This window comes from Tsukamurella ocularis (assembly GCF_965138335.1).
Lineage (GTDB): Bacteria > Actinomycetota > Actinomycetes > Mycobacteriales > Mycobacteriaceae > Tsukamurella > Tsukamurella ocularis_A.
Genome location: NZ_CBCSDV010000007.1, coordinates 27,951 through 40,586, shown reverse-complemented (window position 1 = coordinate 40,586; position 12,636 = coordinate 27,951). Strand labels below are relative to the sequence as shown.

Here is a 12,636-nt window from a genome sequence, read left to right as displayed (position 1 = left end):
CCGCGGACGTCAGACGATCGCCCAGACGATGAGCACCATCGCGAAGCCCACCACCGACAGGATGGTCTCGAGCACCGACCAGGTCATGAGCGTCTGCTTGACCGTCATGTTGAAGTACTTCGCGACGATCCAGAAGCCGCCGTCGTTGACGTGGCTGAGGATGATGGAGCCGGCGGAGATCGCGATGACGATGAGCGCGATCTGCGCCTGCGAGTAGTTGCCCGCGGCCACCGTCTCGCCGATGATGCCGGCGGTCGCGGTGATCGCCACCGTCGCCGAGCCCTGCGCGATGCGCAGCGCGCAGCTGACCAGGTACGCGGTCACGATGAGCGGCAGGCCGAGGTTCGACATCGAGTCGGTGAGCGCCGTGCCGACGCCCGTGGCCCGCAGGACCGCTCCGAACAGGGCGCCCGCGCCGACCACCAGCAGGATCATGCCGATCGGCTTGAGCGCCGCACCCGTCATCTCCGCCAACTGGGTCGCGTTGATACCGCGCCGGATGCCGAGCAGGTAGAACGCCAGCACCACGGCGATGGTCAGCGCGATCGCGGGCGTACCGAGGAAGACGAGGATCGAGAAGGGCTTGGTCCCGGGCGTGAGCCACACCGAGCCGAAGGTGCCGCCGAGGATCAGCAGCATCGGCACCGCGATGATGAAGGCGATGAGCGCGAGCGGCGGCCGGTCCTTGCTCGCGTGCGCCTCCTCCGGCACGAACTCCTCCGGGACGTCGACGATGACGCGCTTGCCGATCCAGGTGCCCCACACGACGCCCGAGGCGAACCACGCGGGGATGCCGCAGACCAGGCCCATGATGATGATCCAGCCGAGCGAGGTGTGCAGCAGGCCGGCGGCGGCGACGGGACCGGGGTGCGGGGGCAGGAAGGCGTGCGTCATCGACAGGCCGGCGAGCATCGGCATGGCGTACATGACCAGCGACTTGCCGCCGCGCTTGGCGGCCACGTAGACGAGCGGCGCCAGGATGAAGATGCCGATGTCGAAGAACACCGGGATGCCCAGGATGAGGCCGGTGACGCCCATCGCGAGCGGCGCTCCCTTGGGCCCGAACAGCTTCAGGAGCCAACTCGTGAGCACGTCGGCGCCGCCGGATCGCTCCAGGATGGCGCCGAGCACCGTGCCGAGGCCGATGATCGGGGCGATGTGCCCGAGGATCCCGCCGAAGCCGGTCTCCAGGATCGATTGCGCCGCGCCCTTCTGCGGCGACCCGACGAGCTTCTCGACGGAGACGCCCGCGACCAGCGCGAGGCCCACCGAGACGATGATCAGCGCGATGAAGGGCTCGAGCTTGACCTTGATGATGAGGAGCAGCAGGACCGCGATCGACACCGCGGCGAGGGTCAACAGACCCCCGGTGTCGTGCTGCAGCCAGTCGATGGCCGAGGACATGAGTGGTACTCCCGTTCTGGAAGGGGATCAGAGCGCGGCGACGAAACGCGCAGCGCGGAGGGCGATATCGGCCCAGTCGCCGGCGGCGACGGTGTCGGGGGGCACGACGGACGTGCCGGCGCAGACGGCGACCGCGCCGGCACCCAGGAACTCGCGGGCATTGGCCTCGCCGACCCCGCCGGACGGGAGGAGCGGCAGGCCGGGGAACGGACCGTGCAGGTCCTTGAGGTAGCCGGGCCCGAAGGCCCGGGCGGGGAAGATCTTCACGGCCACCGAGCCGAGCGCGGCCGCGCGGGCCACCTCGGTGGGGGTCAGCGCGCCGAGGAAGACCGGAACGCCGAGGTCGCGGGCCGCCTGCGCGACCTCTTCGTTGACATCGGGCGTCACCAGGAATCGGGCGCCGGCGTTCACGGCGTCGCGGGCCTGCGCCCCCGAACGCACCGTGCCCACGCCGAGGTTCGTCCCCTCGACGCCCGCCGCGCGCTCGAGGTGGCCCAGCACGCCGGGCGTGGTGAACGTCAGCTCCACGGTGCGGATCCCGCCCTCGGCGAGCGCGCGACACAGGGCCGCCGCATCCGGCAGTTCCGGGGCGCGCACCACGGTGAGCGCGCGGTCCGCGGCCAGCGCGTCGAGCAGGCCGGATTCGTCGTTCGCGGTCACAGGACTCCTTCTTCCGTGAGGCGCAGCGCGCCGCCCGCGCGGGCGCCGGTGAGGACGCCCTCGTCGAGCGCGGCGACACCGCGGACGAAGACATGCGTGAATCCCGCTGCGGGGGTGCGCGGGGCGTCGTAGGTGGCGCGGTCGATCACCGCGTCGGGGTCGAACAGCGCGAGGTCGGCCGCGTAGCCCTCGCGGACCAGGCCCCGTCGGACCAGGCGGAGGCGGCGGGCGGCGCGGCCCGTGAGGTGGCCGACGCACTCCTCGAGGCTCATCAGCCCCAGGTCGCGGCTGTAGTGGCCGAGGTAGCGGGCGAACGTGCCCCAGGCCCGCGGATGCGGCTTGCCGCCGACGAGCAGGCCGTCGCTGCCGCCGGTGTGCGCGGGGTGGCGCATGATGGCGCGCACGTTCTCCTCGTGCCCGACGTGCTGCAGGATGCCGGTGGCGAGGCGGTCCTCGAGAAGGATGGACACGCAGACGTCGAACGGGTCGCGCCCCTCGTCGGCGGCGATCCGCTCGACGGTCCGTCCGACGTACCCCGCGAGCGCGTCGTTGCCGACGCCACTGATCTCGATGGTGTGCCACTCGGCGATCACGCCGTGACAGCCGTCGGATCCGGTGTGCTCCAGGTGCTCCCGGATGCGGGCCAGGTCCTGCGGATCGCGCAGCCGCTGCAGCGTCGCGTCGGCGCCGCCGGCCGCGGCCCAGCTGGGCAGGATCGCCGCGAGCGTGGTGGCACCGGGCAGGTAGGGGTAGGTGTCGAGGGAGACGTCCGCGCCGGCGGCGACGGCATCGTCGAGCAGGGCCAGGAGCTCGGGCGCGCGGCCCTTGTTGGGCCCGAAGTTGAGGGTCGCGTGCGCGAGGTGCAGCGGGCATCCGGTGCGCCGCGACAGGTCGATCATCTCGGCGTAGGCCTCCATCGCGCCCGCGCCGTAGCTGCGGTGGTGCGGGGAGAAGTAGCCGCCGAGCTCGCCGGTGGTGCGCATGAGCGCCGCGAGTTCGGCGTCGTCGGCGTACATGGCCGGGGTGTAGGTGAGGCCGGTCGAGAGGCCGACGGCGCCCTCGCGCATGCCCTGCGTGAGGATCTCCTGCATCCGGGCCACCTCCGCCGGGGACGCGACACCGTCGCCGAAGCCGATCGTGAGGGCACGCAGGAGGCCGTGCGGCACGAGGTACGCGAGGTTGGTCGCGGTGCCGTCGGCGTCGAGGCGGGCCAGGTACTCGCCGACGGTGCGCCAGGAGAAGTCGAAGTCCGCCGGATCGGTGTTCCACCCGGCGATCTGGCGACGGACGACGGCGAGCGTCTCGTCGGAGACGGGAGCGTAGCTCAGGCCGTCCTGACCGATGACCTCGCACGTGACGCCCTGCGTGATCCGCGAGGGGTGCTCGGGGTTGAGGAGGATCTGCAGGTCGGAGTGGGCGTGCATGTCGATGAAGCCGGGGCTCAGGACCAGCCCGTCGGCGTCGATGACGCGATGGGCGGGCCCGAGGTCTTCGCCGATGGCGGTGATGACGCCGTCGGAGATCGCGACGTCGGCGGTGTAGCGGGGCGCCTCGGTGCCGTCGACGACGGCGGCGGCGCGGATCAGTGTGTCGTGCATGATGACCCCGCCCTAGAAGTACGTCGAGATCATGTCGACCACCTGCGGGTTCTCGCCGTCGTCGGCGACCACGGGGATGACCCGCCACTTGTCGAAGACGGTGCACGGGTGGCTCAGGCCCAGCCGCACGACGTCGCCGACCGCGAGCGGGTCGCCGGCGGGCAGGCGCAGGAAGGCGTGCTGGTCGTTGACCGCGGAGACCTCCGCGTCGAGCGGGCGCGACGGTTCGCCGAGACCCGTTGCGGCGGCCTGCGGCTCGGGCAGGCCCTCGTCGAAGGAGACGTCGCGGCGGCCCACGTCGAGCAGGGCGAGGCCGGGCTCGGGCCGCGAGATGACGCGCGCCCAGACGTGCATCGCCGACCGCAGCCGCGGCGCATCGGCGTCGCGGCCGGACGGCGTGATGCCGCGGTAGAAGCCGTCGTCGTGGATGATGTACGCCCCCGAGCGGACGACGATCCGGGCGTCGTCGATGTCGCCCAGGATCGCGGCGACGCGGTCGAAATAGGCGCTGCCGCCGGCCGAGACGACGATGCGGCCCTCCGGGTACAGCGGGCGCAGTCGGGTGTGCAGGTCCTTCAGCGTGCGCAGGTAGTCGTCGACGGTGCCGAGCGCCGCGGCCGAAGTGTCGTGCGCGAACGCGCCCTCGTAGCCGGTCACACCGCCGAGGCGCAGCCGCGGGGACGCCGCGATGCGCTCGCCGATCGCGACGGCCTCGTCGACGGTGCGCGCACCGGTACGGCCGCCGGGGCCGCCCAACTCGACCAGGACCGTGGGCTGCCGCGTCGCGGCGGCGAGGCCGCGGTCGAGCACGTCGACGGTGGCGAGCCCGTCCGCCCACAGGGTGACCTCGAGCTCCGGGTCGGCGTCGAGCGCCTCGCCGAGCCAGCGGATGCCGGCCGGATCGGCGATCGCGTTCGCCACGTGCAGGTTCCGGAAGCCGGTGGCGACGGCCGCCTGCAGTTGCGGGAGGTTCGCGACGGTGATCGCCGTGGACCCCGCGTCGAGCTGGTCCTGCCACAGCGCGGGCGCCATCGTGGTCTTGCCGTGCGGCTCGAGGTCGAAGCCGTGCGCGGCGGTCCACCGCGCGAACTCGGCGACGTTGTCGGACATCGCCGCGCGGTCGAGCACGAGCACCGGCGTGGAGAGCCCCGCGAGGCGCGGTGCATGGGCGAGGAAGTCGGCCGTCGTCATGCCGTTCGCCCACGCGGGCACCGCCTTGTCGAGCACACTCAACCTCGCCGGCCGCGCGTCGTTCCCGTTGGCCATCATGCATCCCAATCTGCTACGTTGCGTATATTGCAATCACCGTTGCGTGATGCGTGTCACAGACGCTAGCATCGTGACGACGACCTGCACAACCACGAGACGGAAGAACGGTGCGAGAAGGTGACGGAAGCTTGGATCGCGTGCCTCGGGGAACCGCTGGCACTGGTCGCCGCGGCGGACCTCGACGCACCCGATCCCGCCATGCACGCCGGAGGCGCCGAGGCCAACGTGGCCGCGGGCGTCGCGGTGTTGGGCACGCCGACGGCCTTCCTCAGCCGGGTCGGCGGGGACGCCGAGGGCAGCCGGATCGTCGAGCACCTGCGCGCGCACGGCGTGCTCACCGACGGCATCGAGGTCGACGGGGCCGCCTTCACCGGCCGGTACGCCAAGACCGAGGGCGTCGACGCGGACGGCGAGCCCGTCACCACCAGCACCTACCGGCGCGCCGGCAGCGCGGCCGCGGCGATGGGGCCCGAGTTCCTCGCCCGCTCGGCGGTCGCGGCGACCCTCGGGCACGCCCGCATCGTGCACACCAGCGGCATCACGCCGGCCCTCTCCGCATCGTGCGCCGCCCTCACCCGGGCCCTGCTCCGCGACCGCACCGGCGTGCGCGGCGTCGTCACGTTCGACGTCAACTGGCGCGAGCAGCTGTGGCCCGACGGCGACCCGTCGCTCGTCATCGAGCTGGCCCGCTGCGCCGATGTCGTGCTGGTCGGCTCCGACGAGGCCGAGCGCGTGCTCGGCACCGGCTCCCCCGCCGCGGTGCGGGCCCTCCTGCCCGAACCGCGCACCGTCGTCGTCAAGGACGGTGCGGTCCGCGCCATCGCCGTCGACCGGGACGGCGCGGAGATCGCGGTCCCCGCGCTGGCGGTCGACGTGGTCGAGCCCGTGGGCGCCGGCGACTCCTTCGCCGCGGGCTTCCTGCACGGGCTCGCCCGCGACGAGGACATGCGCACCTGCCTGCGCCGCGGGCACGCCGGCGCCGCCGCGACCCTCACCGTGCGCGCCGATTTCGCCACCCTGCCTCCCGAGGCCATGACAGCCCTGCTCACCTGCGATGACGACGCCTGGCTCGCCGCGCACGTGGGGCCGGGCGGCATCCGGGTGGGCGGCACGACGTTCCCGCCACCCGACGAGAGCCGGCCGTCATGAGCCAGAGCCTGACCCGCGCGTTGGAGATCCTCCGCCTGCTGGGCGAGAGCCCCGCCTCGCTCGACGAGTTGGCCGACGAGCTCGGCGTGCACAAGACCACCGTGCTGCGCCTGCTGCGGCCGCTCGTCGACGCGCGCTTCGCGTACCACGACGAAGCGCACCGATACCACCTCGGCTCGCGCGTCTTCGACCTGGCCGCCCGGGCCTCGGAGCAGCGCGGAATCCGGGAGATCGCCGCGCCGCACCTCGTCGCGTTCAACCGCGAGTACGGCCGGACCACGCACCTCGCCGCCCGCGAGGGCGACGCGGTGATCTACATCGACAAGCTCGAATCGCGCGACCTCATCCGCATGTACTCACGGGTGGGGATGGAGGTCAATCTCAACTCCAGCGCGGTCGGCAAGCTCATGCTGTCGACGCTGCCCGACGACGAGCTGCGACGGTTCGTCGCGGGCATGGACTTCACCCGGCGCACGGCCAACACCATCGTCACGCCCGAGGACTACCTCGCCGAGATCGACCGCGTCCGCGCCCAGGACTGGGCCGCGGACCGCGAGGAGAACGAGCCCACCATCAACTGCATCGGCGCACCCGTCCGCGACGCGAGCGGCACCGTCGTCGCCGCAGTGTCCGTATCGGTGCCCGACGTGGTCCTGCCCTTCGACGAGCTACTGGAGCTCCTGGAGCCGCTGCGTGCGACCTGCGCGGCGATCTCCCGCGACTGCGGGTACCGCCCGCGCTGAACCTCCCGGAACCCGGGAACACCGAAGAAATCACGAGAGTAGAGGAACCACCATGACCACGACCGCCGTCTCCACCACCCACGCGCCCGCTCCCGCCCACTTCTTCTCCCAGGGCGTGCGCCGCGGGAACCTGCTGCAGGTCTCGGGCCAGGGCCCGATGGACCCGGTGACGAACCAGTACATCGCCGAGGGCGACGTCAAGGAGCAGACGCGGCGGACGCTGGAGAACGTCAAGGCGATCCTCGAGGCCGGCGGCGCCTCCGTGGCCGACGTGCTGATGTTCCGCGTCTACCTCACCACCCGCGACGATTTCGGCCCGATGAACGAGGTCTACGGCGCGTTCATCGCCGAGAACGTGCCCGAGGGCGCGGCACTCCCCTGCCGCACGACGGTCTTCGTCGACCTGCCGCACGAGGTGATGCTGGTGGAGATCGACGCGCTCGCCGTCGTCGAGTGACACCTCCCGACGCTCGCCATTGATATATGCGCATACCGCAATGTATGTTCGTTCGGTGATCTCATCGAACGAGAGGCGGGGCTGAGATGAGCGGACACGCGGGACACGACCACGGGGTGTCGGCGGACGCCGACAAGCGCTGGCTGAGCATCGCGCTGGCGCTCCTCGTGGCCTTCATGGCGATCGAGGTGACGATCGGCATCATCGCGAGTTCGCTCGCGCTCATCACCGACGCGGCGCACATGCTCACCGATGCCGCGGCGATCGTGCTCGCACTGGTCGCGATCAAGATCGCCGCGAAGCCCGCGAAGGGCGGATACACCTGGGGCCTCAAGCGGGTGGAGATCCTCTCGGCCCAGGCCAACGGGATCACCCTCCTGCTGCTCGCCGCGTTCTTCGTCTACGAGGGCGTCTCGCGGCTGATCACGCCGCCCGACGTCGACGGGCGGCTCGTCTTCTTCACCGCACTCGCGGGCTGCGCGGTGAACCTCGCCGCCACGTGGGCCATCCGGCGCGCGAACCGTACCAGCCTCAACGTCGAGGGCGCCTACCAGCACATCCTCAACGACCTGTACGCCTTCATCGCGACCGCGATCGCCGGCGCGATCATCTGGGCCACCGGCTGGGGCCGGGCGGACGCCATCGCCGCCCTCGTGGTGGCGGCGCTCATGCTCAAGGCGGGGTGGGGACTCGTGAAGGCCTCGGGTCGTATCTTCCTCGAGGCGGCGCCCGAGGGCATCGATCCCGCCGCCGTGGGGCGCGACGTGGCCGCGGTGCCGACCGTGACCGAGGTGCACGACCTGCACATCTGGGAGATCACCTCGGGCCAGCCCGCCCTCTCGGCGCACATCCTCGTCGACCCCGGCGCCGACTGCCACGCCGTGCGGTGCACGATCAGCGACCTGCTGCACGACGAGTACCACATCGAGCACGCCACGTTGCAGGTCGATCACTCGGGCGCCGAGGACCGCTGCGGCGACCCGCACGGCGAGACCTACCCCGGTCAGGCTCCCGTGAACGGCGGCACCACGTAGCAGGGCACCGGCCGCGGATGCTGCGGATCGAGGGCGTTGAGCGCGAAGTAGGCGGCCCGACGTGAGCCGGCGATCGCGAGGTGGTCCGAGAGATCCTGGCCGCAGGTGTCCTGCACCACGATGTTGGTGACCTTCGTCCCCGGCGGCCCGTCGAGCTGGCCGCTCGTGTACGGCAGCACCAACTCGTCGAAGCGGGTGGAGATGTTCGTGTACTCGACGCCGCGCGCGTAGGGCGTGCCGCCCGCCCAGATCTTGTCCAGGAACCGGGATCCCGGCAGCATGTCGCCGATCGACTCGAAGATCGGGAAGTACGGGTCGCGGACGTTCAGGCCGCGTACGAACACCGACGTCGCGCGCCCCAGGTCGCCTCCCGTGCCGCGCCACAGCGGCGCGAGCGAGACGTACTTGCCCACCTTGTCGGCCCCGCCGAGGTACTTCACGAAGTACGACGGCATGAGCGTGCCCTGCGAGTGGCCGATGAGATCGACCCTCCGCGCGCCGGTCGCTGCCAGAACACGTTCCACCGTCGCCTTGAGCTGCTGCGCGCTCGTCGCGAGCGGCCGGGTTCCGCCGATCTGATTCGCCGGCCACGGCGCCCCGGGCAGAGCGCCGTACGTGAAGGAGAAGACGCAGTAGCCGTCGTTCTTGAGCAGCGGCGCGTAGGCGCCCCAGTTGGTCTGCGAGCCACCACCGGTGCCGTGCACGAGCACGACGGGGTTGGGGTGACGGGCCGTGGGCCTGCAGGAGTAGTCGTTGGTCCCGGGCAGCGAGCCGTTCGGGTTCGTCAGCTCCGACGGTATGCCGCCGAAGAAGTTGAAGTTCTCGGGCAGCGGCGCCGCGGTCGACGGTGCCGCGACCAGGAGCGCGATGCCGGCCGCCGCGACGGCGGCCCGTCGCCATACGGAACGCAGGTTCATGCCCACGGACGATAGCCCAACCCGCGTCCGATCGAGAGACATTTCTAGAACTTGTTTCACCGATGCGCGCTCCGCCCCCTTCCGCGCAAATCGTGCGATACGGTCAGTTTCCCGGCTAATTACCCATATCCGACGATCCTCTTGCCACCGCAAAGGCGTACACCGTAGGAACCGCGGGAGAGGGACCGTCCCGCAGTCGTCGCTTCCCCCGGTCTGCAGGAGTTCCCCATGTCCCCCACCCTCACTCGCGTCCTGGTCGCCGCGTTCTCGCTCGCCGCGCTCGCGGCCCCCGCCGCCGTCTCGCACGCCGACCCGTACTACAAGAACTGCACCGAGGTGCGCAAGGCCGGCAAGGCCCCGCTACTCAAGGGGGATCCCGGTTATGCGAGCCACCTCGACCGCGACGGCGACGGGATCGCCTGCGAGGTGAAGAAGTAGCACCGGACACGAAAGCGCCCCCGGCCGATGACCGGGGGCGCTTCGCTGTGGAGCCGCCGGGAATTGAACCCGGGTCCTCCGTCATTTCTACGGGGCTTCTCCGTGCGCAGTCCGCTGTGCCTCTACTCGGATCTCCCGGTCTCACGGACGAGCCGGGATGACGATCCCAGTCGCTGTTTGATGTCCCCCGCGATACCGCGACCGCACCGCGGGGTGAATCCCTCTAGCTGATGCCAGTACCCGGGCCGAGGGCGAACCCGGACTGACAGACTCGCCTGGCTGCTTAGGCAGCGAGAGCGAAGTCGCGCTGATTGGAATCGGCGCTTATAGGGTTGCTGCGACGCTTACGGTGGTCTCCAGCCTGCACCGGCACGCTTCCCCCGCGTCAACAAACGAAGTCGAAACCGATCGGCCCCTCATCGTCCGCCTCAGCGGAAGCCCACACCTCGCGGAGTGGAAGTTCCATACTACCGCACCAGCATCGGCACCTGTCCAGCGATTATCAGACGGTACGCAGCCGCACGCCGGCGGCGGAGGCGTTCATGTTCATCAGCACGGTGAGCAGCACCGCGCCCACGCGGTGCGCCAGCGAAACGACCTTGGCCTTGTTCTCGACACTCATGGATCCGCTCCTCACTTGAGTCCCACGAGTCACATCAGTAACTCGTATCTCAAGTGAACGCCGGTCAAGGTCGGATCTCAACGCGCCACGCCGGGCACCGCCGGAAAGAAATCAGCCGCGCATGCCCTTGACGCGCCGGCCCAGCTCCCGGACCAGTTCGCGCTCGGCGGTGCGGCGGGCGATGTCCTGCCGCTTGTCGTAGTCCTGCTTGCCCTTGGCGAGCGCCAACTCGACCTTCACGCGGCCCTCGTTGAAGTACATCGACAGCGGCACCAGCGTCTGGTTGCCCTCCCGGATCTTGCCGGTGAGCGAGTCGATCTCGCGACGGTGCATGAGCAGCTTGCGGGTGCGGCGCGGCGTGTGATTGGTCCACGAGCCGTTGCCGTACTCGGGGATGTGCAGCCCGCGCAGCCAGACCTCGCCGTCGTCGATGGTCGCGTACGCGTCCACCAGCGACGCCTTGCCCTCGCGGAGCGCCTTCACCTCGGTGCCCACCAGCACCACGCCGGCCTCGAAGGTGTCGAGGATGGCGTAGTTGTGGCGCGCCTTGCGGTTGCTCGCGATCACCGAGCGCCCCTTCTCCTTCGCCATCGTCCCCATCCCTTCCGTACGCCGTGACCGAGTGCCGGTCACGCTGGACAACCACTCCATCGTACGGGGATGCGACGGTGCGCGGAAAGCGACTTATCGGCGGCGCTACTCCCGCACGTAGAAGCGCAGAGTCACGTAGGCGGTGACCGCGGCGAAGCCGGCGCCCACGAGGATCAGCCAGGGTGAGACCAACAGCACGTCGGTGTTGGTGATCCGCGCCAGGATGTTCACGCCGTACATCTCGCGCAGGGCCCGGTCGAAGAACAGTGCCTTGCCGGCGAACAGGCCGCCCACCGCGAGGACCGCGCCGATCACCGCGCCGATCACCGCCTCCAGGAGGAAGGGCAGCTGGGTGTACCAGCGGGAAGCGCCCACCAGCCGCATGATCGAGACCTCGGTGCGCCGCGTGTACGCGGCCACCTGCACCATGTTCGCGATCAGCAGGACCGCCGCCACGGCCTGGATCAGCGCCACGAAGAAGGCGGCGTTCCGCGCGCCGTTGAGCACGGAGAAGACGCGCTCCACCAACTCGCGCTGGTCCTGCACCCCGGCCACGCCGGGCTGGCCCTGCACCGCGTCGATGACCGCGGCGAACTTGTTCTCGTCGCCCACGCGCACCTTGAAGGACGCGGGCAGCACCCCGGGGCGCACCAGCTCGGCCAGCTCGGGCTGGCCGGCGAAGGTCTTGGTCTTGGCGGTCTCGAGCGCCTTGTCCTGGGAGATGTAGTCCAGCGAGTCGACACCCGGCTGCGCCTTGATCTTCGACTCGATCGCCTGGCACACGGCCTTCTGGCAGTCCGGATCGTCGGCGGCGACCTTGTCGTCGATGAACACCTGGATCTCGACGCGCTGCAGGAAGATGTCCTGGCTCTTGTCGGCCATCCGCACCACGAGCAGACCGCCGCCGAACAGGCCGAGAGAGATCGCGGTGGTGAGGATCATGGCGATCGTCATGCTCACGTTCCGGCGCAGGCCGGTGAAGACCTCGCTGGTGATGAAACTGGCTCGCACTGGGAATTCAGTCCTTCGGTTCGTCGTCGTCGGCGGGTGCGGCGGGCGCCGTCAGCGGCCCAGCCCGTACACGCCGGTGGCGTCGTCGCGCACCATCTCGCCCAAGCGGAACTCGATGACCCGGCGGCGCATCGAGTCCACGATGTGGCGGTCGTGGGTGGCCATGACCACGGTCGTGCCGGCCCGGTTGATCCGGTCCAGCACGTCCACGATCTCGGCGGAGGTATCGGGGTCCAGGTTGCCGGTGGGCTCGTCGGCGAGCAGCAGCAGGGGCCGGTTGGCGATGGCGCGCGCGATGGCCACGCGCTGCTTCTCGCCACCGGACAGCTCGCTCGGCATGCGGCCCGCCTTACCGCCGAGGCCCACGTAGTCGAGCACCTGCGGGACCGTCCGGTCGATGACGTTGCGCGGTTTGCCGATCACCTCGAGCGCGAAGGCCACGTTCTCGGCCACCGTCTTCTGCTGCAGCAGGCGGAAGTCCTGGAAGACGCAGCCCAGCGACTGGCGCAGCTGCGGCACGCGGCGGCCCGACAGCTTGTTGACGTGGTAGTCGCCCACGTAGACGTCGCCGCTGGTCGGCTTGTCCTCCTTGAGCAGGAGCCGGAAGAACGTCGACTTCCCGGAACCCGAGGGCCCGATCAGGAAGGCGAACTCGCCCTTGCCGATCTCGAGCGACAGGTCGTGGAGCGCCGGCCTGGCCGACGCCTTGTACTTCATCGTGACGTTCTGGAGCGTGATCACGA

General features: G+C 70.4%; 13 protein-coding genes and 1 other RNA gene. 5 read left to right on the top strand and 9 right to left on the bottom strand.

The window, feature by feature from the left end; translation table 11 throughout:
* Positions 1-9: 9 nt before the first annotated feature.
* The 4 genes from ACNAYW_RS08730 to ACNAYW_RS08715 are packed head-to-tail and all read right to left on the bottom strand — an operon-like array spanning position 10 to position 4,928.
* A complete protein-coding gene (locus tag ACNAYW_RS08730; protein WP_415849311.1) occupies positions 10-1,404 on the bottom strand; it encodes a GntP family permease in 1,395 nt (464 codons plus the stop codon).
* Between the two features lie 27 nt (positions 1,405-1,431).
* Complete coding sequence (locus ACNAYW_RS08725; protein ID WP_415849310.1) at positions 1,432-2,064, bottom strand: bifunctional 4-hydroxy-2-oxoglutarate aldolase/2-dehydro-3-deoxy-phosphogluconate aldolase; 633 nt, start codon at positions 2,062-2,064, stop codon at positions 1,432-1,434.
* Positions 2,061-3,662 carry an N-acyl-D-amino-acid deacylase family protein gene (locus ACNAYW_RS08720; protein WP_415849309.1) on the bottom strand — a complete coding sequence of 534 codons (1,602 nt, stop codon included), beginning with the start codon at positions 3,660-3,662 and terminating at the stop codon, positions 2,061-2,063. Before ACNAYW_RS08720 ends, ACNAYW_RS08725 begins: the two co-directional genes overlap by 4 nt.
* A gap of 12 nt (positions 3,663-3,674) precedes the next feature.
* Positions 3,675-4,928, bottom strand: coding sequence for a type III PLP-dependent enzyme domain-containing protein (locus tag ACNAYW_RS08715; protein WP_415849426.1), 1,254 nt, complete (start codon positions 4,926-4,928; stop codon positions 3,675-3,677).
* Positions 4,929-5,048: 120 nt separating this feature from the next.
* Between ACNAYW_RS08715 and ACNAYW_RS08710 the strand changes: the two genes are divergently transcribed.
* The 4 genes from ACNAYW_RS08710 to ACNAYW_RS08695 all read left to right on the top strand — a co-directional run bounded on the left by ACNAYW_RS08710 (position 5,049) and on the right by ACNAYW_RS08695 (position 8,314).
* The gene (locus tag ACNAYW_RS08710; protein WP_415849308.1) at positions 5,049-6,080 is read left to right on the top strand and encodes a sugar kinase; all 1,032 of its coding nucleotides are present in this window, start codon (positions 5,049-5,051) and stop codon (positions 6,078-6,080) included.
* On the top strand, positions 6,077-6,823 hold the full coding sequence (locus ACNAYW_RS08705; protein ID WP_415849307.1) for an IclR family transcriptional regulator: 747 nt from the start codon (positions 6,077-6,079) through the stop codon (positions 6,821-6,823). Before ACNAYW_RS08710 ends, ACNAYW_RS08705 begins: the two co-directional genes overlap by 4 nt.
* Before the next feature lie 52 nt (positions 6,824-6,875).
* Complete coding sequence (locus tag ACNAYW_RS08700) at positions 6,876-7,280, top strand: RidA family protein (protein ID WP_415849306.1); 405 nt, start codon at positions 6,876-6,878, stop codon at positions 7,278-7,280.
* Between the two features lie 86 nt (positions 7,281-7,366).
* Entirely contained in the window at positions 7,367-8,314 is a 948-nt protein-coding gene (locus ACNAYW_RS08695) for a cation diffusion facilitator family transporter (RefSeq protein ID WP_415849305.1), read from the top strand.
* Here ACNAYW_RS08695 and ACNAYW_RS08690 read toward each other — a convergent pair.
* Positions 8,284-9,231: a lipase family alpha/beta hydrolase gene (locus ACNAYW_RS08690; protein ID WP_415849304.1), complete on the bottom strand. Its 948-nt coding sequence runs from the start codon at positions 9,229-9,231 to the stop codon at positions 8,284-8,286. The two genes, ACNAYW_RS08695 and ACNAYW_RS08690, sit on opposite strands and share 31 nt — an antisense overlap.
* Before the next feature lie 228 nt (positions 9,232-9,459).
* On the opposite strand from ACNAYW_RS08690, the gene ACNAYW_RS08685 reads away from it, so the two are divergent.
* Complete coding sequence (locus tag ACNAYW_RS08685) at positions 9,460-9,669, top strand: excalibur calcium-binding domain-containing protein (protein ID WP_415849303.1); 210 nt, start codon at positions 9,460-9,462, stop codon at positions 9,667-9,669.
* Positions 9,670-9,714: 45 nt separating this feature from the next.
* Here the strand turns inward: ACNAYW_RS08685 and ssrA are convergent.
* The 4 genes from ssrA to ftsE form a co-directional block, all read right to left on the bottom strand.
* Positions 9,715-10,085, bottom strand: a transfer-messenger RNA (tmRNA) gene (gene ssrA / locus ACNAYW_RS08680).
* Between the two features lie 317 nt (positions 10,086-10,402).
* Positions 10,403-10,882 (bottom strand): SsrA-binding protein SmpB, encoded by a 480-nt coding sequence (gene smpB / locus ACNAYW_RS08675; protein ID WP_068530451.1) that lies wholly within the window; start codon positions 10,880-10,882, stop codon positions 10,403-10,405.
* A gap of 105 nt (positions 10,883-10,987) precedes the next feature.
* A complete protein-coding gene (gene ftsX, locus ACNAYW_RS08670) occupies positions 10,988-11,893 on the bottom strand; it encodes a permease-like cell division protein FtsX (RefSeq protein WP_415849302.1) in 906 nt (301 codons plus the stop codon).
* 51 nt (positions 11,894-11,944) lie between these two features.
* Positions 11,945-12,634, bottom strand: a complete 690-nt coding sequence (ftsE, locus tag ACNAYW_RS08665; protein WP_415849301.1) for a cell division ATP-binding protein FtsE — start codon at positions 12,632-12,634, stop codon at positions 11,945-11,947.
* Positions 12,635-12,636 lie beyond the last annotated feature (2 nt).

Bases quoted from the DNA above. Each gene is read 5' to 3' on its own strand.
- ACNAYW_RS08730 (WP_415849311.1), bottom strand. From the start codon at position 1,404: ATGTCCTCGGCCATCGACTGGCTGCAGCACGACACCGGGGGTCTGTTG.
- ACNAYW_RS08720 (WP_415849309.1), bottom strand. From the start codon at position 3,662: ATGCACGACACACTGATCCGCGCCGCCGCCGTCGTCGACGGCACCGAG.
- ACNAYW_RS08715 (WP_415849426.1), bottom strand. From the start codon at position 4,928: ATGGCCAACGGGAACGACGCGCGGCCGGCGAGGTTGAGTGTGCTCGAC.
- ACNAYW_RS08705 (WP_415849307.1), top strand. From the start codon at position 6,077: ATGAGCCAGAGCCTGACCCGCGCGTTGGAGATCCTCCGCCTGCTGGGC.
- ACNAYW_RS08700 (WP_415849306.1), top strand. From the start codon at position 6,876: ATGACCACGACCGCCGTCTCCACCACCCACGCGCCCGCTCCCGCCCAC.
- ACNAYW_RS08695 (WP_415849305.1), top strand. From the start codon at position 7,367: ATGAGCGGACACGCGGGACACGACCACGGGGTGTCGGCGGACGCCGAC.
- ACNAYW_RS08690 (WP_415849304.1), bottom strand. From the start codon at position 9,231: ATGAACCTGCGTTCCGTATGGCGACGGGCCGCCGTCGCGGCGGCCGGC.
- ACNAYW_RS08685 (WP_415849303.1), top strand. From the start codon at position 9,460: ATGTCCCCCACCCTCACTCGCGTCCTGGTCGCCGCGTTCTCGCTCGCC.
- smpB (WP_068530451.1), bottom strand. From the start codon at position 10,882: ATGGCGAAGGAGAAGGGGCGCTCGGTGATCGCGAGCAACCGCAAGGCG.